Below are 25,845 nucleotides of genomic sequence, written 5' to 3' on the forward strand. Positions count from 1 at the left end.
TAATTCGTTTGCGTTTTTAATTAAAATCTGAAATAAACATTCATAAAGTAGGTTGTTCCTCTACCATACCAATACTTGTTACCAAAAACAGGTGTTGATAAGTCTGCATCTGCTTTAGCAGTTCTATAGTTAGCATTTCTTCCTTGTTCAAAACCTCCTGATTTGTACTTTTGATCAAATAAGTTGTTAATACTAGCAAAGAAACCAATGTAATAATCACCTATTTTCCATGATTTTCCTCCAACAGCATTTACTACTAAATAGCTATTGAATTCTTCTTGCGCTAATAATCTTCTTGCAACCGCAGAATCATAATCTGTAAATTGAACACCATCAGAATCTAAAGAGAAGTTAGATGTTCTTTTTAAAGGTGCTACATCTACGTAAGTATCATCTAAATAATTAGCTGTAGCTCCAAACCACCAATAATCAGGGTCACGATATTCAAAACCAACAGAATATGCTTTTTGTGGTCCTGATGCTACTCTATAATCTTTAAGATATGAAGTAGTTGGTGCTAATGCCACCCCTGCATCTGAAGTAAGATAAATTGATGGATTATTATTATATGTATATTGTCCGATATTAGCAGCTCCTTTTAACTTAAGAGTTGGAGTAACTTGCGCTTCAATTCCAACCTCAGCTCCAAAATGTCTTTTTTCAATTCCTGTAAGAACTTCTTGAACAAACGCTGTACTGTCTCCTCCGATACCGTCAGCAAAGAAGAATGAAATTTCAGTTGCATCTTTAATTCCGGTATAGTAACCCGTAACTTTAGCTTGTACAATTGGAGAACGTAAAATATAACTAGCATCAAATGACATGATTTTTTCACTAGTTAAATTCAATACTGTATTGTTATTTTCTCTTGGGTTAGAGAATGAGTTTCTTAAAGTAGGTGCTTTAGAAATATATCCTCCGTTAACGTCTAATAAATGACGTCCTGAAATTTTATAAGTAAATCCTCCTTTAGCGCCGAAGTTAGTAAATTCTAATTTTTCAGATTTCCCAAATGAGTTATCAGCAAAAGCTCCGTTTTGGTATAAACCTTCTCTTTGGTGAGTTGTTCTTGAAACATCACCTGCTAAGTAAAAATCTACCTTATTATATTTAAACTGAGCTTGTAAAAAACCATTATAAATACTTGAGTTTAACTTATAGTTATAACTAAAATGATCTCCTTCTCCTACAGTTCTATTAGGGTTTCTTAAATCACTTTGTTTTTGATCTAAAGTTCCTCCAAAAGTATCAACATCTAAAAATCCAGAACCCCCTAATAAATCTAATACATTAGCAAAGTTATCTGATCTAACTTGTGAGTATTGTAATTTACCATTAAGAGTAATATTGTCATTAAGTTCAGTAGATAAAATGGTATTTGCTGTAAATTGTTTTTCATCATTTCTATCTTCATATAAGATATACTTTGAGTTAGTACTTTCTGAACCTGTTAAGTTTTGACGAATCATTTCATCCCAATCTAACTGACCATCGTTTAAAAACTGTTGTAATAAATCATACTCATTACCAGTTCCGTTTCTTAAAGCATAACTGGGTAAGTTTTGATAGTATGTTGGGTCAGGGTTTGATCCTCCTCCTACAGGAAAACCATTTATTAATCTGGCTCCGTTATAGTTTATACGGCTATTACCCATTCTACCCCATTGATAAGATACGTTTGTGTTTAAGGTAGTATTATCAGCTAAATTCCAATAATGGTTTAACATAATGATTGGCTCGTATAAGTTTCTAACACGAGAGTTTCTCATTTTTCCGTTTTGGTACCCAAAATACGGGTTGTATTTTATACCTTTTATATCATATACTTCTTCAGTATTCGGAGATGATTTTCCTCTTTCATTCTCAGCTGCAATTACTGTAAAGTTTAAACTATGGTTATCGTTTATTACTTTTTCTATAGAAGCAAAAATTGAATTTGCGTCGTAGAAAGTTCCATCAACATAACCTTCGTTACCAGCTCTTCTACTTCCAGAAACTGCAATTGCCCAACCATTTTCTAATAATCCTGAAGTATAAGTACCCATAATACGGTGTACATAACTTCTATTTGATGAAGCATAAGAAATTCTGGTTCCTTTTCTATATTCAGAAGCTCTAGTATTGATATTAGTAGATCCTAAAACTCCTCCGAAAGTATAATTAGATGGAGTTAAACCGTTACTAAATTCCTGATTACGTAATACATCATTTAAACCTCCCCAATTACTCCATTGTGGTCTTCCGTTGTAAAGTTTGTTCATTTCAATTCCATTGATTAAAACTTTACCATTTTCAGAATCTAATCCTTTGATTCTGTAAAATGAAGAACTCCATTCAAAAGCAGCTGTACGTAAATACACATCCATAGACGATTGTAATAGTCCGGAAATGTTGTCTGCTGAACTTGTATCATTGTTCAATTCATCATCGCTCAAAGTAATTGTGCTAAGGTCTCTATCTTCAGATACATCTTCATACATCATAATAGTCCCTAAATCAACTGTATTACCCGATAATTGAACTGGAAAGTTTTGGGTTTCGTACCCTTTAAATGAAATTACTACAAACTGTCTTCCACCTGGTACATTTTGCAGCATAAAACTACCGTCATTTCCTGTAGTTTGTGTAATACCTGCATCTTTTACACTAATAGAAACACCTTGTAGAGGTTTTTCAGAATCGCCACTTATAACGATACCTTTTACAATGTTTTGCGCACTCATACTTAAACTAAAGAAAAGCAGCATACACATTGTTACTCTAAAATTTCTCATAAATTATTGGTTATAAAATAATTGATTAATCCCCACTTCTATAATAAAAAGGGAGGCAAAGCTACAAAAAACCCAACTTCTGTACATTAAATAATTGTTATATATTCAACATTTTTCGAATTATGGTTTGTTTTTTGTATTATTTTTGCCCGGTAAATTTATATAAATGAAAAAAAATATTTCCTTTTTAATATTAAGTCTTGTGTTATCATTTTGTTACGCACAAAATTCTAACAAAAAATTTAAAATAAGAACGGTAGCTTTTTACAATTTAGAAAATCTTTTTGATACTGTTAATGATACCGAAAAAAATGATGAGGCCAGCCCTATTATGGAACTTGAAGGCGACAGAGAAAAGGTTTATTGGGATAAAATAGACAAGCTTTCGACAGTTATAAGTCAGTTAGGAGAAGAAAAAGCGCATACAAGTCCATCTATTATAGGTGTTGCTGAGATTGAAAATAAAAAAGTATTAGAGGATTTGGTTAAATCTGACAAGTTAAAGAAAAAGCACTATGGAATAATTCATTTTGATTCACCTGATAACAGAGGTATTGATGTTGCTTTATTATACCAACAACGTTATTTTAAACCGATTCATTTTGAAGCTTTTAACCCTAATATATATGAAGAAAACAGAAAAGTTCATACCAGAGATATTTTATTAGTATCTGGTTATTTAGATGATGAATTGGTTCATATAATAGTTAACCACTGGCCTTCTCGTAGAGGAGGAGAAGCTAAAAGTAGACCTTTACGTGAAAAAGCAGCTTATAAAGTAAGTCAGATTATTGAAAAAATTAAAGAAACCGATTCTAATCCGAAAGTATTAATAATGGGAGATTTTAACGATGATCCTATTAACTCTAGCTTTAAAAATGTATTAAAAACCAAAGCAGAAAAAAAAGATGTTACTCAAGGTGATATCTATAACCCATATGAAGATATGTTTAGAAGAGGTTTTAATACCCTTGGCTATAGAGATAATATTAACTTATTTGATCAAATATTATTTACTTCACCATTATTAGATAAAGGTGAAAAAGATTTTTCATCGTATAAAATGTTTAAATCCGGAATTTTTAATAAGCGCTTCTTAACGCAAAAATCCGGTCCTTACAAAGGATATCCTTTCAGAAGTTTTTCTAATGGTAAATACACTGGCGGTTACAGTGATCATTATCCGGTGTATTTATATTTAATAAAAGAAGATAATTAACAATAAAAAGAGCTTGAAATTTCAAGCTCTTTTTAGTTTTTACATATATCATTCAAATACATATTCATTTGTACTTGAAATAGTGTACCTCTGAGTAAGTCTTCAATTTGCCCTAATTCAACCTTAGAAACAGCCATACTTATTTTATTTGAAGGGGTTTGTAATAATAAAGATCTACAAGCTCCGTATGCTTCGCAATTTGAACATCCTTTCTGCATTTTTGCATCACAAACCTTATCAATAAACATTTCTATTTCTTTTACTGTTAAATGAAACCCTGTATCTCTAAATATGATTTGGATTAAGTTAGTTTTAACTTCTTTCCACTGAAATGAAATACCTATATCATTGGTATATATTTTATATATACTATCCATAATCTGTTTAATTATGAAGCAAATATAATCAATTTAGAATTATTCTAAATTACTGTTTTAAATCTTTTAACACTAATTGAATAGAAGTATTTCCATTCCAAGTATTTTCATCTAAACTAAATACAATATCAAAATCATTATTAATACAATCTACTTTTTCTCCCAAACCAAAACCAATGGCTCCATAGGTTCTTTTATCTGCTCCGTATATTATATTTAACTTCAAATGACTGTTATCCATTCCTACTTGTTTTCCATATCCATTGTCCCTTACACTAGATGTATAAAAAACAGGTTTCATATTTTGAGGACCAAATGGTGCCATTTGTTTGATAATTCTATAAAACTTTGGGGTAATATCACATAAATCTAATTCAGCGTCTATAGATATTTCAGGAATTAGCAAGTCTTTATCAATTGTTCTTGACACTACTTCTTCAAATTTTACTTTAAAGTTTTCATATTGTTCAGGAAGTATCGTTAACCCAGCGGCATACTTATGCCCACCGAATTGCTCAATAAATTCAGTACATTCATCCAAAGCATTATACACATCAAATCCTTTAACAGATCTTGCTGAAGCAGCTAATTTATCACCACTTTTGGTAAAAACAATTGTAGGTCTGTAATACGTTTCTGTTAATCTGGAAGCAACAATTCCAATAACACCTTTATGCCAACTCTCATCAAAAACAACGGTTGTAAATTTTGTTTGTTCGTTGTTTTTTTGGATCTGTTGTAAAGCTTCTTCTGTAATTTTTCCGTCTAATTCTTTCCTATCAGCATTAAACTGCTCTATACCGGATGCTTCAGTCAACGCTGTATCAAAATCTAATTCCGTAAGTAAGCTAACAGCAAAATTTCCATGCTTTATTCTTCCAGCGGCATTAATTCTGGGAGCTATAATAAAAACCACATCGGTTATAGTGAGTTCTTTTTTTTGTAATTGGTGAATAATTGCCTTAATACCACTACGTGGATTTGAATTAATTACTTGCAATCCAAAATATGCCAGAACTCTATTTTCACCGGTTATAGGAACAATATCTGCCGCTATTGCGGTAGCTACCAGATCTAAATAAGGCATTAAGTTTTTTACATCATTATTTTTCCGTTCTTCAAGCGCTTGAATCAATTTAAAACCAACGCCACAACCACATAGTTCTTTATACGGATACTTACAATCTTCTTGTTTCGGATTTAAAACAGCAACAGCCTTAGGAATTTCTTTCCCAGGTTTGTGATGGTCGCATATAATAAAATCGACCCCTCTCTCTGTAGCATACTGTACTTTATCAACGGCTTTTATTCCACAGTCTAAAGCTATAATTAACGAAAACTCATTATCAACAGCAAAATCAACTCCTTGAAAAGAAACTCCATATCCTTCATCATATCTATCAGGTATATATGTTGCTACATTAGCATAGGTTTCTTTAAGGTAAGAATAAACTAATGAAACGGCCGTTGTACCATCAACATCATAATCGCCATAAATTAAAATATTTTCATTATTTGACAATGCTGATTCTATTCTTTCAACCGCCAACTTCATATCTTTCATTAAGAACGGATCATGCAAGTCGTTTAATGAAGGTCTGAAAAACTTCTTAGCCTCATTAAATGTTTTGATACCCCGTTGTACTAGTAAAGATGCTAACGTTGTATCTATTTCAAGTTCTTTAGCAATTTTTATAACCTCTTCTTCATCAGGTTTGGGTTTAAAAGTCCAACGCATGCAATTTATTTTTTATGAAAATGAGTCGCTGTTTTTACTGTTGCAAATTTTCTAAACATTTCCATTACACCACAATATTTTTCTATGGATAAGTTAACCACTTTTTCTATTTTTTCTTCATTTAAATTATCTCCTGTAAAATGATAGTCTACAAAAACGGTATGATAATATTTAGGATGTTCTTCTGTAAGCTCACCTGTAACCACTATTTTAAAATCTTCAATTTCAACTCTCATCTTTTTTAAAAGTGAAACCACATCTAAACCAGAACATCCTGCTAAAGATGACAGCATCATTGCTTTAGGTGACAATCCACAATTATCTCCTCCATTCTCTTTTGTTGTATCTATTAAAACAGTATGTCCAAGAGGGTTATCACTTACAAACTGCATATTCTCTTTCCAAACTGTAGTAACTGTATGTTGTGTCATAATTTATTTATTTTTGTTATCTATGTAATCTCGTAAATTATTTATCGACTTTTTTTCTTATTCTGTATTTTTAAAACAAACTTACAGTAAAAAAACATCAATAAAAACTAAAAAACAATCAACTATGCCATTAGTAAAACCTTTATCAGCCGATCATGATCTTGAAACAAAAGAATTGGCTGACTTTTTTAATGAAACATTAGGCTTTTGCCCTAATTCTGTTTTAACAATGCAGCACAGACCAGCCATTTCTAAAGCTTTTATTAATTTAAACAAAGCTGTAATGGAAAATGAAGGAAGAGTTACTTCTGCATTAAAAAGAATGATTGCTTGGGTTTCAAGTAATGCTACTGGGTGTAGATATTGTCAAGCGCATGCTATTAGAGCAGCTGAGCGCTATGGAGCAGAACAAGAACAATTGGATAATATATGGGAGTATAAAACACACCCTGCTTTTTCTGATGCAGAAAGAGCCGCCCTTGACTTTTCTTTAGCCGCAAGTCAAATTCCTAATATGGTTGATTCTTCTATAAAAGAAGAATTATATAAATATTGGAATGAAGGAGAAATTGTTGAAATGCTAGGTGTAATTTCTTTGTTTGGATACTTAAACAGATGGAATGACTCTATGGGAACCAGTATTGAAGATGGTGCTGTTGACAGCGGAAAAAAATATCTTGAGAAACACGGATGGAATAAAGGTAAGCATATATAAAATTTTTTTATATATTAGAGCAAAACAAAAGTCTTCTCTCTGCATAGAGAAGACTTTCTTTTAACCTTAAATAGATGTCCCCCCCACAGTTCACCTAAACTAAGTCTTATCAGCAAATTAAAAAAGATTTAGACAATAGGTGGTTGCAAATAATGCAAAATAATAAAATCTCTTTTTGCATTTTTTAAGTTGGACAACGCTATTTAAGGAACATTATGGGTATAGAAAAAGATAAACTCTTCGGCGTTATTAAGCAAAAGTTGCCTAAAAACGTACTTTTTACAGAGGAAATCGCGGATGTATTGGATGTAAGTTATGACGCTTCATATAGAAGAATTAAAGGTAAAACTTCTCTTACATTTAAAGAGGCAGTTAAACTAGCTAAGCATTATAGAATTTCATTAAATGAATTGTATGATTTACCATCAGACAACTCCTTAGTCATTAATAAAAATAGATTTCAGGATAATATTGACGGGCTTATTCAATTTTACAAAGAACTGTCTTTCTACACAAAATCATTTAATCTGAATAATAAAACACGAGTAATTTACTCAGCAAAAGATATTCCCTTTTATCATATTAAAACCAGTAATTTATACTGGAAATTTAGGGTATATGTTTATTTGAATTTTTCTCAAAGCTCTTTTGCTAATTCAAAAACATCATTTTGTAATTTCAACCCTAAATTCTCAGCTATTGAAGAAGCTAACAATTATAGAGAGGTGCTTAGGCAAACTGAAATTATAGATATTTGGAGTGATACAACAATCAATAGTTCACTACATCAAATATTTTATTTCTTTAGAACTAAAATGTTAAGAAAAGAAGAAGCTTTATTATTATGTGATGATATTGTTTCTATAATTAAAGATATTGAACTTGCTGTTTCATCTGATATGAGTGTTAACAGTAAAAAATTCACTTTTGACCTTTATTATAGCAAGCTTTTGAATTTAAATCACACTATTTTTTTTAAAAATGAAAAAAAGAAAGGTTTATTAATGCCTTATAGTTCTTTTTCTCACATAAAAATTGAAGATAGTAATATCTGTGATGAAGTTGACGTTTACCTTCAAAAACAGTTACAATTAGCCAAAAAAATATCAGGTGAAGCGGAAATAGACAGGAAAGTGTTTTTCACCACAATGTATGACAAAATTGAACAGCTTAGAAGCGAAATAAATTCTAAAATTTTAATTTCATTTCTATAAGAAAAAAGGCCTTGAGAAAATTCTCAAGGCTTTTTTTAAACTTTTATTTTTTTAGCAAATCTCTGATTTCTGCTAATAATTCTTCTTGTGTTGGTCCTTTAGGAGCTTCCGGAGCAGGCTCTTCTTTTTTCTTAAGTGCATTTACTCCTTTTACTATCATAAACATTACAAAAGCCACTATGATAAAATCTATCACATTTGTTAAAAATTCACCGTAAAGTACAGCTACTTCTCCGGTAATTTTTCCGGCTTCATCTGCAACGCCTTCTTTTATTACAAATTTTAAATCTTTAAAATCTGCATTAAACAACAGACCGATTAAGGGTGAAACAATACCTCCTGTAAAAGAAGATACTACTTTGTTAAAAGCAGCTCCCATTACAAAACCTACTGCAATATCCACCAAATTGCCTTTCATGGCAAAATCCTTAAACTCTTTGAGCATTCCCATATTTTTGATTTTTAATTGTTAAATTGAAACTTAAAAATATAAAAAAATTACGTTCTCACCAATCTTTTAATACGCTGTGATAACCCTGTTAAAATTTCATATGGAATTGTTTCACATTTATGGGCTATGTATTCTACATGTTGTTGGTGATTGAAAATAACCACTTCATCTCCTTCATTACAGTCTATTTTAGTAACATCAACCATAATCATATCCATACAAACATTTCCAATTATAGGAGCTACTTGATTGTTTATAATTACAAAACCATTTTTATTTCCAAGTCTTCTTGATAAACCGTCAGCATGTCCAATAGGAATCGTTGCACTTCTGGTAGGTTGACTGGCAACAAATGCTCTGTTATATCCTACTGTTTCTCCCGGTTGAATTAGATGAATTTGTGAAATAATAGATTTAAGGTTATGAGTGTTTTTTAATTGAGCTGTTTCATCAGGATCATTCCCAAACCCATACAAACCAATCCCCAAACGCACCATATCAAACTGGGCTTTTGAATAATTAACAATTCCTGAAGTATTTAAAATATGAAGCATCGGTTCATATCCTAAGTGACTATACATTTGCTTTACGATATAAGCAAAATTATTAATCTGCCCTACTGTAAACTCTTGTTCGTTAACATCTTCACTAGCCGCTAAATGTGAAAAAATTGACTGTACTTTTACATTATTTGATTTTTTTAGCTCAGTAATTATGGTAGGAACATCTGAATGCCAAAACCCTAATCTATTTAATCCTGTATTGAATTTAAGGTGTACGGGATAGTTCATTAAAGGTTTTTCATCTGCCAATTTTAAAAAGGCATCAAATATTTTAAAATTATATAAGTTGGGTTCTAAGTGATACTCAACTATTGTTTCTAAATTTTGAATTTGAGGATGTAATACTAAGATAGGAGTTTTAATTCCTGCTTCTCTTAATACAATACCTTCATTTGAGTAAGCCACAGCAAAATAATCAACTTCATTTTGAACTATTTTAGCAATTTCTACAGATTCACTTCCATACCCAAAAGCCTTGACAACTGCCAAAATTTTTGTTGTAGGATTTAATTTTTGTTTAAAATAGGCTAAATTATGTAAAACAGCTTTAGCATCTATTTCTAATATGGTAACATGATTATTCATCGGTTGATTCTTTTTCACTTTTAGCGTTTTTCATTGCTTTGTAATAAGCAGCTCTACTTAAAGGTTCGTATTCTTGAGTTTCTCCCAACAAGACTAAATCATCACTCTGTGCTTTTCTATAACTATAATGTGCTAAATTTCCGGTACGTGTACAAACAGCATGTACTTTAGTTACATACTCAGCCGTAGCCATTAAAGCCGGCATTGGTCCAAAAGGATTTCCCTTAAAATCCATGTCTAAACCTGCAACAATTACTCTTATACCTCTATTAGCCAAATCGTTACAAACCGCTACAATTTCATCATCAAAAAACTGAGCTTCATCTATACCTACAACATCTACATTATTTGCTAGCAATCGTATATTAGAAGAAGCCGGAACAGGAGTAGATCTAATTCTGTTTTCATTGTGTGATACCACTTCTTCATCATCGTATCGGGTATCAACTGCCGGTTTAAAAATTTCAACGCGTTGTTTAGCTAACTGGGCTCTTCTTAAACGCCTTATTAATTCTTCTGTTTTCCCAGAAAACATTGAGCCACAAATTACTTCTATCCACCCAAATTGTTCTGTATAATTTACTGTATTTTCAAGAAACATTTTGTAATTTTAAGCTCTGTTATTAATATTTGTTTTACTTTCGAATAAGGAACAAATTTATTAAAATTTAAGAGCAAAACTTAAAAACACATAACAACTTATGCACAAAAAATTAGCCTCAGATTTAACTAGTTTAGCACACAGTATCTTACAAATGAAAAACAAAGAAGATGTGCTTGAGTTAAAGAAAAAAGCATATGAAGTTTATGAAAAACTTTCTGTTTTAGCCTATGTTGAGGAATATATTAATACAACTCCTCATGCAACAGTTACTAAAGAGGAGTTAATTGAAAAAATAACTAAAGCAGAAGAGCAAAAAGAAGAAGTATTAGTTATTAATGAAGTAGAGGAAGAGGTTATAAAAGTATCTGAACCTACCTTTAATACAGAAGAAATTACCGAAATTAGCGAAGAAACAGCGCCTGAAATTGAAACTTCACTAGAAGATCAAATAATTAGTACTGACGAGCCTGAAGAAAATAAAGATGAGGAAATAATCATTTCTTCAAATGAAGAAATTGAATCAGAAAGCACAATAATTACTGAACCTGAGATAGTGCCAATAGAAGAGGAAAAAGAAGTTCTACAAGCTACTAACGAAGTTGAAACACCTATTGTTCCTGAAGAAATTACTGAGCAACCTTTTGATGAACTAGAAGGTCTTTTATTTGGTGATTCACCTGAAAACACCAAGAATGATGTTAAAGATGTAGGTGAACGTAAAACACCAACTTTAGAAGAAGAATTAGAAGACACCTTACCTGTAGATGTAATGGCAAATCTTTTTGAAAAAGCAGAACCTAAAAAATCTTTAAACGATCATTTTCAAAGTACCATCCAAATAGGTTTAAATGATAGAATTGCTTTTGTGAAACATCTTTTTGAAGGAAATCAATCGGATTTTAATCGAGTTATTTCTCAGTTGAACACTTGTAAAACAGAAATCGAGGCAAAAAAATTCATCAATAAACTTGTTAAACCGGATTACAATTGGACTGATAAAGAAGAGTATGAGGCTCGTTTAATGGAAATTATTGAAAGGCGTTTTGCCTAAACTGCCAATTGATAATTATATAGTACCTTTGAATTTTTAAAGTTACCCGAAAAGATGTTTACAGCAAAAGCAAATAAAATTTTTAAAGAAGCCATTGATAACTATCATGAAATAGATGATGTTTATCAACCTTTTATGAATAAATACAACGAGAAAGAAGATTTACTTGCTCACTTACTATATAGAAAATGTTGGATAGATACTGTTCAATGGCATTATGAAGATATTATAAGAGATCCTCATATAGATCCTGTAGCGGCCTTAGATTTAAAGAGAAAAATTGATGCATCCAATCAAGATAGAACGGACATGGTTGAATATATTGATGCTTATTTTTTAGATAAATTTAAAAATATTACTCCTAAAGAATCTGCCACTATTAATACGGAAAGTCCTGCCTGGGGCATAGATAGACTTTCTATACTTGCTTTAAAAATTTACCATATGAATGAAGAAGCAACCAGAGCTGATGCTTCTGAAGCTCATAGAGATGCTTGTCAAAAGAAATTAAACATTTTAGTAGAGCAACGTTCTGATTTATCTTTAGCTATTGATACTTTACTTGAAGATATTGAAAAAGGTGATAAGTATATGAAAGTATATAAACAGATGAAGATGTATAATGATGCTGATCTAAACCCTGTACTTCGTTCACAAAAGTAATAACTACTTGAACTCAAATAAAACGCATATTTTAGTCATCCGTCTCTCTGCAATGGGAGACGTTGCTATGACTGTTCCTGTAATAAGAGCTTTGTTAAACCAAAACAACTCTATTAAGATAACTATTTTAACCAGATCTTTTTTTGCTCCTTTTTTTAAAGAATTTAAGAACGTAACTATTTACACTCCTGATTTAAAAGGTAAACATAAAGGATTTACTGGATTATTTAAGCTTTACAAAGAGCTCTTAAAACTTAATATTGATTGTGTTGCAGATTTACATAATGTTTTAAGATCTAACATTTTGGTAAAACTATTTAGGTTAAAAGGAATACAATGTGTACAATTAGATAAAGGCAGAAAAGAAAAAAAACAACTTACATCAGCTTCAACTCATAAAGTACTTTTCCCTCTAAAAACTATGCATGAAAGGTATGCTGAGGTTTTTAACACGTTAGGATTTTCGGTTGATTTAAAAGCAAGCTATCCAATAACCAAGGGTAATATACCTAAGTATATAAAAGAAGAACTCCAAGGCTCGAAATTAATAGGAATTGCACCTTTTGCTGCTTATAAAAGTAAAGCTCTACCAATTACCAAGATTCAAGAGCTTATTGAGCAAGTGTGTACATACCCAAACGTTCAAATTTTTCTTTTAGGTGGAGGTATTCAGGAAAAAACTATTTTAGAAAATTTAGCTACAGAGTATAAAAATGTACATTCTGTAGTACAAAAAGGAAGCTTTGAAGAAGAGTTAAACTTAATCTCTAATCTTGATGTAATGGTTGCCATGGATTCCGGTAATGGACATATTGCTGCTATATATGGTGTTCCTGTTATTACTATTTGGGGGGTTACTCACCCTTATTTAGGATTTGTTCCTTTTCAACAATCCATGGAACATCAAATTACTCCTGATTTAAAAAAATACCCTTTAATTCCTACATCAGTTTATGGAAAAGACTACCCAGAAAGTTATTTAAACTGTTTTGACACTATTGATGTTCATCAAATTACAAATATTATTCATAAGATATTAAATAAAAAAGAGAGTGTTTAAACACTCTCTTTTTTATTTATATAAACTTCTTTTTATTTAAGTTTCTTTTTTACTGCTACTTCAATGTAAGCCTCAATAGTATCTCCTTCTTTAATATCATTGTATCCTTTAATTTGAAGACCGCAATCATATCCTTTAGTTACTTCTTTAACATCATCTTTAAAACGTTTTAAAGAAGTTAATACTCCATCATGTACAACAATACCATCTCTAATAATACGCACTTTAGCATCTCTGGTTATTTTTCCTGTTATTACCATACATCCTGCAATGTTTCCAATCTTAGAAATTTTATAAACTTCTCTGATCTCAACATTACCTAGAACTTCTTCTCTCATTTCAGGAGATAACATTCCTTCCATTGCGTCTTTCAAGTCATTAATAGCATCATAAATGATAGAATATGTTCTGATATCTACTTCTTCTTTATCAGCTACATTTCTGGCATTTCCTTGTGGACGTACATTAAATCCAACAATAATGGCATCAGATGCAGATGCTAATAATACGTCTGATTCTGTAATGGCACCAACTCCTTTATGAATAATATTAACTTGAATTTCTTCAGTAGATAATTTTTGGAATGAATCTGTTAAGGCTTCAACTGAACCATCCACATCTCCTTTTAAGATGATGTTAAGTTCTTTGAAATCTCCAAGTGCAATACGTCTTCCAATTTCAGCTAATGTTAATGTTTTTTGAGTTCTTACCGATTGTTCACGTTGTAATTGAGAACGTTTTGCCGCTATTTGTTTAGCTTCTCTTTCATCATCAAATACATTAAACTTATCACCAGCTTGCGGTGCTCCGTCTAATCCTAAAACTGATACCGGTTTTGAAGGTCCTGCTTCTTTTACTTTCTTACCTCTCTCATCAAACATAGCTCTTACTTTACCGCTATGTTTACCTGCTAATAAATAGTCTCCTATACGTAAAGTTCCGGCTTGTACTAAAATAGTAGTAACATATCCACGTCCTTTATCTAACTGAGCTTCTACTACAGTTCCTACGGCATTTTTAGTTGGATTTGCTTTCAATTCTAATACCTCAGCCTCTAACAATACTTTTTCTAATAACTCATCTACGCCTTGTCCTGTTTTTGCAGAAATTTCCTGAGATTGAATATTACCTCCCCAATCTTCTACTAATAAGTTCATTGCAGAAAGTTGAGTTTTAATATTTTCCGGGTTTGCGTTAGGTTTATCAACCTTGTTAATAGCAAAGATTATTGGTACTCCTGCTGCTTGAGCGTGTGCGATTGCTTCTTTTGTTTGAGGCATTACATCATCATCTGCAGCAATTACTATAATTACTAAATCTGTTACCTGAGCACCACGAGCACGCATAGCGGTAAACGCTTCGTGACCAGGTGTATCTAAAAATGTTATTTTTTGACCATCTTCTAAGGTAACACTATAAGCTCCGATGTGCTGGGTAATTCCTCCACTTTCACCTGCAATAACGTTGGCTTTACGTATATAATCCAGTAAAGATGTTTTACCGTGATCTACGTGTCCCATTACGGTAATAATAGGAGCTCTGTTGGCTAAGTCTTCCGGTTGATCTTCAACTTCTTCAATAGCCTCTTCTACTTCAGCACCAACGAACTCTACTTTATAATTGAATTCTTCTGCTACAATTTGAAGTGTTTCAGCATCTAAACGTTGGTTCATCGTTACCATCATTCCTAACATCATACAAGCAGAGATAATGTCTGTAACCGGCTTATCCATCATTGTTGCTACCTCACTTACCGTAACAAACTCAGTTACTTTTAATACTTTGCTTTCTTCTTCCTGAGCTTTTAATTCAGCTTCAGCTTGCTGACGGTGTAAGTCTCTCTTATCTCTACGATATTTAGCTGCTTTTCCTTTGCTAGATTTTCCTTGAAGTTTCTCCAAGGTTTCTCTAACTTGCTTTTGAATTTCAGCCTCTGTAAGTTCTTCTTTTGGTACAATAGGTCTTCTTCCTTTTTGCCCACCTCTGTTGTTAGCGCCTCTGTTAGCTCCGCCTCCTCGGTTGTTTCCTTGTCCTTGCTGTGGTCGAGAGTTATTGTTATTATTATCTCCCTGACCTGCATTTGGCTTGTTACTAACTATTCTTTTACGCTTTTTCTTATCGCCTTCTTTTTTAGCATCTTGTGCTTTTTGTTCCGGCTTTTTCTTTTTAGGTCTTTCAAATTGTTTTAAATCAATTTTCTGACCTGTAATCTTAGGTCCATCAAGTTTTTGATATTGAGTCTTGATTTTTTCAGCGTTTTCAGGAGTAACTTCAACTGGTTTTTCAACTGGTTTTGGCTTTTCAGCCTTTTTTACTCTATCAAACTGACTTTGCTCAACTGCTTTGTCAATCTTTGATGGTGCAGCAGGTTTTGTAACCTCTGCTTTTTCCTTGTTTTTGTGTGTTTCCGTAGTTTTTACTTCTTCTGGTTTATTTTCTACAACAGGCTCAACCTTTTTTTCCGGTGTAGCAGCAGCAACCTCCTCTTTAACTGGTTTAGGTGCTTCTACTTCTTTTAAAGGTGTTTCAACTGTTTTTTCTTCTTTTATTTCAACTGTCGGTTCTTTCTCTGAAACAGAAACAGGTTCTTGTTTTGTTTCTTCAACAGGTACATTTTCTCCTGTTTCAATATTTATTTTACCGACGGTTTTAAGCTCTAATTTTGCTGCTTTGGCTTTTAAAACTTCTTGTTTTTTAGCTTCGTCTTCTATACGTTTCTTCTCTTGTTCAGCTTCTAATTGTTGACGAATTGCCTCTTTTTCTTTTCTCTTCTCTTCACTTACCTCTTTAGAAGCAACTTTCTTAGACTTGTCTGTTTGAAAACCATCAAGTAACACTTGATACTCTGCATCAGAAATCTTAGTAGTAGGACGAGCCTCTACCTCATAGCCATGCTTAGCTAAGTGTTCTACAGCTCTATCTAAAGAAATGTTTAATTCTCTTAAAACCTTGTTTAGTCTTAATTTTTTGCCTTCAGCCATAAATTATTTTATACTTTTTTTCTAAAGAACACACTTTACAATTTTCATTATAGTTATGTTCTTTTTCTTCTTTTGTCGGTTTTCAAAAAAACAGGGCCCGACATCCTTTTAATATTTTATTTCTAGTCTTCGAATTCTTCTCTTAAGATTCTCTGAACTTCTATAATTGTTTCTTCTTCTAAGTCTGTTCTTTGAAGTAACATTGATACATCTTTCTCTAACACACTCTTGGCTGTATCTAATCCAATTTTCTTGAATTCTTCAATTACCCATGCTTCTATTTCATCAGAGAACTCTGTTAATTCAACATCTTCTTCTTCAATACCTTCTCTTTGAACATCTATTTCATACCCTGTTAACTCACTCGCTAAACGAATATTAACACCTGCACGTCCAATAGCTTTAGATACTTCTTCTGGTTTTAGTAAAACGTTTACACGTCCTTTTTTACTTCCTTTTTCTTCTTCAAATTTTTCTATTTCAACTGAAATTACTTTTGCCGGACTTAATGCTCTGGCAATAAATAATTGTTCGTTTTTAGTATAGTTGATAACATCAATATTCTCATTTCCTAACTCACGTACAATTCCGTGTATACGAGATCCTTTAACTCCTACACAAGCTCCAACCGGATCAATACGATCATCATATGAATCAACAGCTATCTTAGCTTTATCTCCCGGTATTCTTGCTACTCCTTCAATAGTAATTAATCCGTCAAAAACCTCAGGAATTTCTTGTTCAAATAATTTTACTAAAAACTGTGGTGAGGTACGAGATAAAATAATTGCTGGTTTATTTCCTCTTAACTCTACAGATTTAATTACTCCTCTAACAGTATCTCCTTTTCTAAAGAAATCTGAACGAATTTGTTCACTTTTTGGCAATACTATTTCGTTTCCTTCATCATCCAGTAAAATTACGGCATTATGTCGAATATGATGTACTTCAGCGCTATAAATTTCTCCTTCTAAATCTTTAAACTGTTTAAAAACGTTTGTACTATCGTGCTCATGAATTTTTGAGATCAAGTTTTGACGTAATGCTAATATAGCTCTTCTTCCTAAATCTATTAACTTTACTTCTTCAGAAACATCTTCACCTATTTCAAAGTCAGGTTCAATTTTTCTAGCTTCCGATAATTCGATTTCTTCGTTATCATCTTCAGACATTCCATCTGCCACTACAACCCTATTTCTCCATATTTCTAAATCTCCTTTATCCGGGTTTATAATAATATCAAAGTTTTCATCAGATCCGAATCTACGCTTTAAAGCTGACCTAAACACTTCTTCTAAAATAGACATAAGTGTTACCCTGTCAATACTTTTAATATCCTTAAACTCTGAAAACGATTCGATTAACGCAATATTTTCCATCTCATTATCTTAATTAAAATATAATCTTCACTTTTGCTTCTTTTATATCTTCATAAGGTAAAACAATTGTTTTTTCAACAGTTTGTTTCCCTTTTCCTACAGGTTTCGGCTCACGCGCTTCCCATTGTAACGTTATATTATCTTCAGTTACGCTTACCAATTCTCCTTCAAATTTTTCTGCTTCAGTTTTAACTTTTAACGTTCTGTGTAAGTTTTTTTTATACTGACGCTTTAACTTAAGAGGATGTGCAATATCAGGAGTAGTTACTTCTAACGCAAAATCTTCTTCTTCTCTGTCTAAGTTGTGTTCAATTTTTCTACTAATACGAACACATTCACTTAAAGGCACTCCGTCGTCACCATCAACAATTACTTTTATTTTGCTATTTGCCAAAAATTGCAAGTCTATCAAAAATAACGAATCATTTTCACTCAATGCTTCTTGCAGTAATTCTTTTACTCTTTCCTGATTCATTTTAGATATAAAAAGAGGGGACTACTGTCCCCTTCATTAATTAATTCTTTTAAATTCTCCGCAAATATACTAACTTATTACTTAACACGCAAATAGTTTTTCTTTAATTTATTTTGTATTTTTAAAGTGTTACTCTCATTAACCCCACTGTATTATGAAAAAAATATTAATCCCGGTTGATTTTTCAAAACACTCAGAGTATGCTTGTGTTCTTGCAGCAAAAATTGCTAAAAAATCTAATAGTGAAGTTCATATAATTCATATGGTTGAATTACCTTCCGGCATTATAGATATGGGAGCCGGAAGCAACTTTAGCATCCCGGAAAGTATGCTTTATTTAAGAAAGGTTAGAGAAAAACTTTTTGATATTAAAAACAATTATTTTCCAGATTTTGATGACATTCAACATGCTATTCGTTTTCAAAATCCTTTTGAAGGTATTAGAGATTATTCAAAAAAGATAGGTGCAGATTTAATCGTCATGGGATCAAAAGGGCAGACTGCTTTAGAAGAAATTTTTATAGGGTCGAATACTGAAAAGACGGTAATTAGCATGGATATTCCCGTTTTAATAACCAAAAAAGATAACGATAATTTTAAATTTAAAAAACTGGTTTTTGCCTCAACCTTTGAAAAAGATGAAGCTGATGCCTTTGAGGGTTTTTTAAGTTTTGTTGAAAATTTTAAAAGTAAAATATACCTGCTAAAGATAAATACACCACAAAATTTTGAAAATACTTCTGATTCAAAAAAGAAAATTGAGGATTTTATAAAGGACTATAATCTTGATAATTACTCCATAAATATTTACAACGACAAATCTGTAGAAGAGGGAATTTTAAATTTTTCAAAAGAAAAAGATATCGATTTAATTTCTTTAGCAACACACGGAAGAACAGGACTATCAAGATTTTTTAATGGTAGTATTTCGCTGAATTTATCAAAAAATGTACTAAAACCTGTTTTAACTTTTAAGGTTTAATAAATTTTAAAAAGGAAAGTATAAATACTTTCCTTTTTATTTTATACAAAAGCTTATACTCTATTTTCACTTCACTATGAATATTCCAAAATAATTTTAAATGCTTTTACAAATTGGCTGAGATTTGAATAGTCAACAATAAAGTTAAATCTTAAATTTTTGACTCATTTATTCCTGTTCTCCGGAAAGCAAACTAACTGGCTAAGGCAATTAAAAATTATTCATTTTATTTTTTACAACTTCCTTTTAGTTATCTTTCCACCTTTTGATTTGGAAAGTTTTGTTTACTTTTTACAATTTATCTCTTATTTTTAAACAGTTATTTTATTGAATTTCTATAAATGATTACAACCAAAAGCATTAGTTTTCAAAAACTCCTAAAATGGTCAGGGCATCATTTTTTATGGCTAATTCCTTTTATGGCTACTGTAGCTCTCTTGTATACATACAATATTCTGAATTTTAGAATTCCTTGGATTCCGGTTTCAGTTATTGGTACTGCTGTGGCTTTTTACGTTGGTTTTAAAAACAATCAAGCTTATGACCGAATGTGGGAAGCTAGAAAAATTTGGGGAGGTATCGTAAACGAAAGTCGTACTTGGGGAATGATGACCGATAGTTATGTTAGTAATCTTTTTACTGACAATCAACTGAATTCTACTGAACTACATTCTATAAAAAAACGTTTAGTATACAGACATATAGCTTGGTTATATTCTCACAGAAGTCAGTTATTAGTTGCTACCCCTTGGGAACATTCTTCTCAAGATGGCCATATTGGTAAGTATGCAAAATATTATCAAAAAAAGTTTGGTATTGGTTTAGTTGATGATGAAGTTACCAAAACTGAATTGCAATTATTTTTATCAGAAGAAGAGTATAATCGTCTTATCAATCATGCTAATACAGCAACACAAATTATTAATGAACAAGCCAAAGATCTTCAAACATTAAGAGAAAGAAATATTATTGACGATTTCAGACACGTAGAAATGGTTGAAGTGCTAAGAAGTTTTTACACTTTGCAAGGCAAAAATGAACGAATTAAAAAATTTCCGTTACCAAGACAATATGCTAACATGAGTCGCTACTTTGTAGGTATTTTTATTGCTTTGTTACCTTTTAGCATGATTCCGGAAATGTTGGGATTAGGTACATGGGGCTTTGGACTTTCTATTCCAATTACTGCATTAGTTGGGTGGATTTACATTTGCATGGAAATTGTAGGCGATTATTCTGAAAATCCTTTTCAAGGAATGGCTAATGATATTCCTATGCTTTCATTATGTAGAACTATCGAAATTGATTTAAGAGAAATGCTTGGTGAAACAGATTTACCTCCTAGTATAGAATCTAAAAACGGAGTATTAATGTAAAAAAAGAGGTTGTTTAACAACCTCCAAAAGCACTAAAAATAGAGCATATAATTATTTTATTTATTAAAAATTTGCATTTACAGCAATACCTCTAAGACTATTTATAATCATATGCTCTAGTAACACTTCTTTTGAATATTTATCAATAATACTGTGAATAGCAACCATTCTTTTATCTAACTCATGTAAGTACAATAAACAAAATAAGTGTAAATCTATTTCAACTCTAATCAATCCTTCTTTTTGAGCTTGTTTTAATTCATTTAACAATGTAATAAACACAAAATCTTCAGTAAATCTGTTATAAACTTCATAGGCTTTGGGATAGTATTTTTTTAACCCTACAACAAACGTTGGTTGAAATCTGATTAAATAATCAAAAGCTTTGTCATAAATCTTAACCATTTTTTGAAAAACGGATGTTTCTTCTTCTAGTATCGGATTTATATCATGCGTAAATTTTGCAATTAATTCATGTATACTTTCAACAACTAAATCTTCTTTTGAAGTAAAATGCTTGTATATAGATCTTTTAGAAATTCCTAAAAGGCTTGCTAATTCATCCATAGTAATATGTTTACTACCAAATTGAATGAATTTATCTACCGCATATCCGACTAGTTGTTTTTTACTTATCATAAAACTATTATTTACTTCCAACCACCTCCTAAGGCCTCGTATAAATTTACCACACTTAATAATTGATTTAATTTATTATTAATAACATTTAACTCTGCATTTAAAGCACTTTCTCTAGCTGTTAATAAGTCTAAATAGTTAGCATATCCATTTTTCAATAACTCTTCAGAGTTTTCTTCTGCTCTTCGCAAAGCTTCCACTTCATTCTTTCTATACTCAAACTTCTCTGTTTCTGCGTTGTAACTATAAAGCGCGTTAGAAACCTCATTTCCTGCAGTTAATAAGGTCTTTTTAAAGTTCAACAACGCTTGTTCTTGTTGTGCTTTAGCTACCTCATGTTGTGTTTTAATTTTTCTTTGGTTAAAAATTGGCTGTGTTAATCCACCAACGATGTTAGCAAATAATGAATTTGCACTTAACAATTTATCTAGCTCTAAACTCTGAAACCCACTACTTGCTGTTAAGGTTAACGAAGGATAAAAATTACTTCTAGCTACATTTGTTGCTTCAAATGCTCTGATTACCCCATATTCAGCAGCCATAACATCAGGTCTGTTACTTAACAATGTTGCCGGAACTCCTAATTTAATAGCTGTTGCAAACTCTTGCTCTCCTAATTTATTTCTCTCAATTACTACTGAAGTTCTTCCTAAAAGTAAGTTTAATGCGTTTTCAGTTCTAAAAATTGCTGCATCTAAATCTACTTTTAAAGCTCTGGCTTTATTATACTGAGCAATATTTTGATCCACTGCCACCTGTGTAACTTGCCCTGCATTTTTTAATTCCTGAATTGTACTAACACTGCTTTCTCTGGTAGCAATTGTTTTTTCAGTAATTTCTAACTGAGCATCCAAAGCCATTAATTGATAATAAGTTGATGCAATAGCAGAAACTAAACGGGTTTTTACCGCTTGATGTGCAGCTACACTTTGCAAATATCCTGCACTTCCAGCTCTCTTATTACTACGTATCTTTCCCCAGATATCAGCTTCCCAAGAAAGATTTCCTGTTAATTCGTACTGATCTATAGAACCGTTAAAAAAAGATCCGAACTGACTGTTCTTTGCCAATTCCTGATGTGTAGCTTTTGCTCCAATACCTATATTTGGTAAATACCCAGCCTTACCTTGTTTCATATAAGCTTCCGCAGCAGCCATTTGTTGTAATGCTACACGAATATCTAAATTATTTTGAAGTCCTTCTTGTATATACTTTTTTAAATGAGCATCTACAAACATATCTCTCCACGACACACCTGCCATAGATAAACTATCTTTTGGCAAGTTATCGGTACGATACAAATGTTCAGTTTCTTTTAACTCCGGACGCACATAATCTTTTGCAACGAAACAACTCTGTAAGGTTGTAGCCATAACAACTACAACCAAGGTTTTACTTATAATAGCTCTCATAATTAATCTTTTTTAACTTCAACAACAACCGGTTTACTCGACACTTTTTCTTGCAACCATTGGAAAAGAATGAATAATATAGGAATTACAAATACTCCTAAAACAGTTCCTATCAGCATACCTCCTGCTGCCCCTGTTCCAATAGAATTGTTTCCTTCTGCTCCAACTCCTTTAGCCAACACTAACGGCATTAATCCTAAAATAAAGGCAAATGAAGTCATTAAAATTGGACGCAAACGTGCTTTGGCCCCATGAATAGCTGCCTCAACTAAACCTTCTCCATTTTTTCTACGCTGAAGTGCAAACTCTACTATCAAAATCGCATTTTTAGCTAATAAACCTACTAGCATAATTAGTGCAATTTGGAAATAGATGTTGTTTTCTAAGCCTAAGAATTTTGTACTTATATAGGCCCCGAAAATTCCAAATGGCAACGATAATACTACAGCAAATGGCAACAAATAACTTTCGTATTGTGCACTCAGTAAAAAGTATACAAACAAAATACTCAAAATGAAAACGAAAGTTGTTTGATCTCCTGCATTTACCTCTTCACGTGTTAAACCTGAATAAGCTACGGTATAATTACTTGGTAATTTTGCTACTTCTTCTTCAATAACTCTAATGGCATCTCCTGTACTAAATCCTGGATTTGTTGCTCCTGAAATTTTTGTTGAGTTGAATAAGTTAAAACGTGTAACCGATTGTGGTCCATACACACGCTTCAAACTTACAAACTGTGTAATTGGAGTCATCTCACCCGAATCAGTTCTAACATACATACTATTTAAATCATCTACCTTAGCTCTATCTTCCGGTAAGGATTGAATATATACTCTGTATTGCTTACCAAATCTTGAAAAATCAGAAGCGTACACCCCACCAATATACCCTTGAAGTGTAGAGAAAATACTATTAACAGGAACTCCTTTTTCCTTTGCTAAGGGTACATTTACTTCCATTTCATATTGAGGATATTTTGTATTGAACGCAGATTGTGCATATCTGATTTCTGGATGCTTCATTAGTGCCATACAGAATTCTTGATTGGCTTTATCTAAATCTGTAAACTCTCCTCCAAACTTATCTAGTAAGTTTACTTCAAAACCAGCTGAGTTACCAAATCCTCGAATACTTGGTGGTGAAAAGAAAATAATATTTGCTTCTGGTATTTTTGAAGCAATACCAAATAGTTTACCAATGATTGCTTGAGAAGATAATGAAGGATCTTTACGTTCACTCCAATCTTTTAGCTTTAAAAATCCAATAGCATAGTTACTCCCTGCACCACTAATTAAACTTCTACCTTTTACAAAAGAAAGCCCTACGACTCCTTCCATATTTTCTGTTTTTGCGTATAAATCTTTAGTAACTGCGTCTGTTCTATCAAGTGATGCACCAGCTGGCAACTCTATATTTACAAAAACAATTCCTCTATCTTCGTTAGGTACAAATCCTGTAGGGGTAGTTTTTGATGCCCAGAAAATACCAACCCCTGCTATTACTAATAACAATGCAGATACCCATTTTCTTTTATATAAAAACGCTAAAGATTTTCCATATTTGGAAACCGTTGCATTAAATCCGCGATTAAAAACCGCATAAAAACGTTGTAAAGCATTTTTTCCTTTTAATTCTTCATCATGTTTATGTTCTTTTAAGAGTAATGCACATAATGCAGGGCTTAAAGTTAAAGCGTTTACTGCTGAAATTAAGATTGCAATGATTAATGTGACTCCAAACTGTTCATAAAACACCCCTGTTGGTCCTGAAATAAAAGTTACCGGAATAAATACTGCAGACATTACCAAGGTAATTGACACAATGGCTCCGGATATTTCACTCATTGCTTTTAAAGTAGCACTTTGAGGTTTTTTTTCACCTTCATCCATCTTAGCATGAACTGCTTCAACTACTACGATAGCATCATCAACCACAATACCAATGGCTAATACTAACGCAAATAAGGTTAATAAGTTAATCGAATAACCAAAGACATTTAGGAAGAAGAATGTACCAATAATCGATACCGGAACTGCAATCGCAGGAATTAAGGTAGATCGAAAATCTTGTAAGAAGATAAATACTACTAAAAACACCAATAAAAAAGCTTCTATTAAGGTGCTTACTACCTTATCTATAGAGGCATTTAAGAATAAACTTGTATCGTATGGTATAAAAACATGTAGTCCTTCCGGCAGGTCTTTTTCAATACCTTTCAAGGTTGTCTTAACATTTTTAATAATCTCCTGTGCATTTGATCCCTTCGTTTGAAAAATTCCCATAAACACTGCATGATGTCCTAAACTTTCAGCATTTGAAGAGTATGATTGTGCATCCAATTCAATAGTCGCTACATCATTTAAGCGTAAAAACTCACCATTTCCTAATGCTTTAATTACAATATCTCCATATTGTTTTGTTTCTTTAAAACGACCTTTATAAGTTAATATATAAGAAAAAGACTCTCCGTTATTTTCTCCTAAGGCACCCGCAGCAGCTTCTAAGTTTTGTTCTTTTAATACCGCTGTAATATCTGATGGTATTAAATTATAGGCAGCTAGTTTTTCCGGCTTTAACCAAACGCGCATAGCATAATCTTGTTGTGAGAATACACTAACATCTCCAACTCCTTTTACACGCTGCAACGCAGGTATTACGTTAATTTTTAAATAATTTTGAATAAAGGTTGCATCATATTCTTCATTATCTGTATACATAGACAAGAACATTAATGCGCTTGTTTCTTGTTTTTGCGTAGTAACTCCTGTTTGTTTTACTTCTTGTGGTAATAACGGATTTGCTCTTGCTACACGGTTTTGCACGTTAACAGCTGCAATATCTGCATTAATACTCTGATCAAAATACACAGTAATATCTGCTGTACCATTATTTGAAGCAGTAGAGGTGATGTATGTCATTCCTTCCACCCCGTTAATTTGTTCTTCAATGGGAATAATTACACTTTCTAAAACCGTTTCTGCATTGGCCCCCGGATATGATGCTGCTACTTTTATCGTGGGAGGTGCTATATCTGGATATTCTTCTATAGGCAAGCTGGTAATACTAATAATACCCAGCATTACTATTATGATAGAAATAACTGTTGAAAGAACGGGTCTTTCAATAAATGTTTTTAACATAACTTATAAGTTT

The 25,845-nt window shown here is 32.1% G+C and carries 21 protein-coding genes; 8 read left to right on the top strand and 13 right to left on the bottom strand.

Going from position 1 to position 25,845, the window contains the following annotated elements; all coding sequences use genetic code 11:
* Window positions 1-20: 20 nt before the first annotated feature.
* Window positions 21-2,774: a carboxypeptidase-like regulatory domain-containing protein gene (locus ACQY1Q_RS10305; protein ID WP_431005229.1), complete on the bottom strand. Its 2,754-nt coding sequence runs from the start codon at window positions 2,772-2,774 to the stop codon at window positions 21-23.
* 166 nt (window positions 2,775-2,940) lie between these two features.
* Between ACQY1Q_RS10305 and ACQY1Q_RS10310 the strand changes: the two genes are divergently transcribed.
* Entirely contained in the window at window positions 2,941-3,993 is a 1,053-nt protein-coding gene (locus tag ACQY1Q_RS10310) for an endonuclease/exonuclease/phosphatase family protein (protein WP_431005230.1), read from the top strand.
* Between the two features lie 32 nt (window positions 3,994-4,025).
* On the opposite strand, the gene ACQY1Q_RS10315 is transcribed toward ACQY1Q_RS10310, so the two are convergent.
* From ACQY1Q_RS10315 to ACQY1Q_RS10325, 3 genes are read right to left on the bottom strand one after another with little or no spacing between them, the layout of a single operon-like run.
* Window positions 4,026-4,370: a hypothetical protein gene (locus ACQY1Q_RS10315; RefSeq protein WP_431005231.1), complete on the bottom strand. Its 345-nt coding sequence runs from the start codon at window positions 4,368-4,370 to the stop codon at window positions 4,026-4,028.
* Between the two features lie 49 nt (window positions 4,371-4,419).
* A complete protein-coding gene (recJ, locus tag ACQY1Q_RS10320) occupies window positions 4,420-6,108 on the bottom strand; it encodes a single-stranded-DNA-specific exonuclease RecJ (RefSeq protein WP_431005232.1) in 1,689 nt (562 codons plus the stop codon).
* 5 nt (window positions 6,109-6,113) lie between these two features.
* Complete coding sequence (locus tag ACQY1Q_RS10325) at window positions 6,114-6,539, bottom strand: OsmC family protein (protein ID WP_431005233.1); 426 nt, start codon at window positions 6,537-6,539, stop codon at window positions 6,114-6,116.
* Window positions 6,540-6,663: 124 nt separating this feature from the next.
* Between ACQY1Q_RS10325 and ACQY1Q_RS10330 the strand changes: the two genes are divergently transcribed.
* Complete coding sequence (locus ACQY1Q_RS10330; RefSeq protein WP_431005234.1) at window positions 6,664-7,254, top strand: carboxymuconolactone decarboxylase family protein; 591 nt, start codon at window positions 6,664-6,666, stop codon at window positions 7,252-7,254.
* Window positions 7,255-7,469: 215 nt separating this feature from the next.
* On the top strand, window positions 7,470-8,468 hold the full coding sequence (locus tag ACQY1Q_RS10335) for a hypothetical protein (RefSeq protein WP_431005235.1): 999 nt from the start codon (window positions 7,470-7,472) through the stop codon (window positions 8,466-8,468).
* Between the two features lie 43 nt (window positions 8,469-8,511).
* Here the strand turns inward: ACQY1Q_RS10335 and mscL are convergent, their stop codons facing one another.
* Genes mscL through ACQY1Q_RS10350 form a run of 3 tightly spaced genes read right to left on the bottom strand, consistent with a single transcriptional unit; the run spans window position 8,512 to window position 10,668 of the window.
* Window positions 8,512-8,913 carry a large-conductance mechanosensitive channel protein MscL gene (gene mscL, locus ACQY1Q_RS10340; protein WP_431005266.1) on the bottom strand — a complete coding sequence of 134 codons (402 nt, stop codon included), beginning with the start codon at window positions 8,911-8,913 and terminating at the stop codon, window positions 8,512-8,514.
* A 53-nt stretch (window positions 8,914-8,966) separates the two neighbouring features.
* On the bottom strand, window positions 8,967-10,067 hold the full coding sequence (gene alr, locus ACQY1Q_RS10345; RefSeq protein WP_431005267.1) for an alanine racemase: 1,101 nt from the start codon (window positions 10,065-10,067) through the stop codon (window positions 8,967-8,969).
* Window positions 10,060-10,668 carry a thymidine kinase gene (locus ACQY1Q_RS10350; protein WP_431005236.1) on the bottom strand — a complete coding sequence of 203 codons (609 nt, stop codon included), beginning with the start codon at window positions 10,666-10,668 and terminating at the stop codon, window positions 10,060-10,062. The genes alr and ACQY1Q_RS10350 overlap by 8 nt, the downstream gene beginning before the upstream one ends.
* Window positions 10,669-10,768: 100 nt before the next feature.
* Between ACQY1Q_RS10350 and ACQY1Q_RS10355 the strand changes: the two genes are divergently transcribed.
* Genes ACQY1Q_RS10355 through ACQY1Q_RS10365 form a run of 3 tightly spaced genes read left to right on the top strand, consistent with a single transcriptional unit; the run spans window position 10,769 to window position 13,445 of the window.
* Entirely contained in the window at window positions 10,769-11,722 is a 954-nt protein-coding gene (locus tag ACQY1Q_RS10355) for a hypothetical protein (protein WP_431005237.1), read from the top strand.
* A gap of 54 nt (window positions 11,723-11,776) precedes the next feature.
* Entirely contained in the window at window positions 11,777-12,385 is a 609-nt protein-coding gene (locus tag ACQY1Q_RS10360) for a DUF4254 domain-containing protein (protein WP_431005238.1), read from the top strand.
* Window positions 12,386-12,392: 7 nt separating this feature from the next.
* Window positions 12,393-13,445 carry a glycosyltransferase family 9 protein gene (locus tag ACQY1Q_RS10365; RefSeq protein WP_431005239.1) on the top strand — a complete coding sequence of 351 codons (1,053 nt, stop codon included), beginning with the start codon at window positions 12,393-12,395 and terminating at the stop codon, window positions 13,443-13,445.
* Window positions 13,446-13,477: 32 nt separating this feature from the next.
* Here ACQY1Q_RS10365 and infB read toward each other — a convergent pair whose 3' ends face one another.
* The 3 genes from infB to rimP form a co-directional block, all read right to left on the bottom strand.
* A complete protein-coding gene (infB, locus tag ACQY1Q_RS10370) occupies window positions 13,478-16,426 on the bottom strand; it encodes a translation initiation factor IF-2 (RefSeq protein WP_431005240.1) in 2,949 nt (982 codons plus the stop codon).
* Window positions 16,427-16,548: 122 nt separating this feature from the next.
* Window positions 16,549-17,805, bottom strand: a complete 1,257-nt coding sequence (gene nusA, locus ACQY1Q_RS10375; protein WP_431005241.1) for a transcription termination factor NusA — start codon at window positions 17,803-17,805, stop codon at window positions 16,549-16,551.
* 13 nt (window positions 17,806-17,818) lie between these two features.
* Complete coding sequence (gene rimP / locus ACQY1Q_RS10380) at window positions 17,819-18,280, bottom strand: ribosome assembly cofactor RimP (RefSeq protein WP_431005242.1); 462 nt, start codon at window positions 18,278-18,280, stop codon at window positions 17,819-17,821.
* 154 nt (window positions 18,281-18,434) lie between these two features.
* Between rimP and ACQY1Q_RS10385 the strand changes: the two genes are divergently transcribed.
* A complete protein-coding gene (locus ACQY1Q_RS10385; protein ID WP_431005243.1) occupies window positions 18,435-19,262 on the top strand; it encodes a universal stress protein in 828 nt (275 codons plus the stop codon).
* 341 nt (window positions 19,263-19,603) lie between these two features.
* Window positions 19,604-20,638: a bestrophin family protein gene (locus ACQY1Q_RS10390; protein WP_431005244.1), complete on the top strand. Its 1,035-nt coding sequence runs from the start codon at window positions 19,604-19,606 to the stop codon at window positions 20,636-20,638.
* 63 nt (window positions 20,639-20,701) lie between these two features.
* Here ACQY1Q_RS10390 and ACQY1Q_RS10395 read toward each other — a convergent pair whose 3' ends face one another.
* The 3 genes from ACQY1Q_RS10395 to ACQY1Q_RS10405 are packed head-to-tail and all read right to left on the bottom strand — an operon-like array spanning window position 20,702 to window position 25,832.
* Entirely contained in the window at window positions 20,702-21,277 is a 576-nt protein-coding gene (locus ACQY1Q_RS10395) for a TetR/AcrR family transcriptional regulator (protein WP_431005245.1), read from the bottom strand.
* Between the two features lie 11 nt (window positions 21,278-21,288).
* Window positions 21,289-22,689: an efflux transporter outer membrane subunit gene (locus tag ACQY1Q_RS10400; RefSeq protein WP_431005246.1), complete on the bottom strand. Its 1,401-nt coding sequence runs from the start codon at window positions 22,687-22,689 to the stop codon at window positions 21,289-21,291.
* A 2-nt stretch (window positions 22,690-22,691) separates the two neighbouring features.
* Entirely contained in the window at window positions 22,692-25,832 is a 3,141-nt protein-coding gene (locus tag ACQY1Q_RS10405) for an efflux RND transporter permease subunit (RefSeq protein ID WP_431005247.1), read from the bottom strand.
* Window positions 25,833-25,845 lie beyond the last annotated feature (13 nt).

The organism is Tenacibaculum sp. TC6, assembly GCF_050606265.1.
Taxonomy (GTDB): Bacteria; Bacteroidota; Bacteroidia; order Flavobacteriales; family Flavobacteriaceae; genus Polaribacter.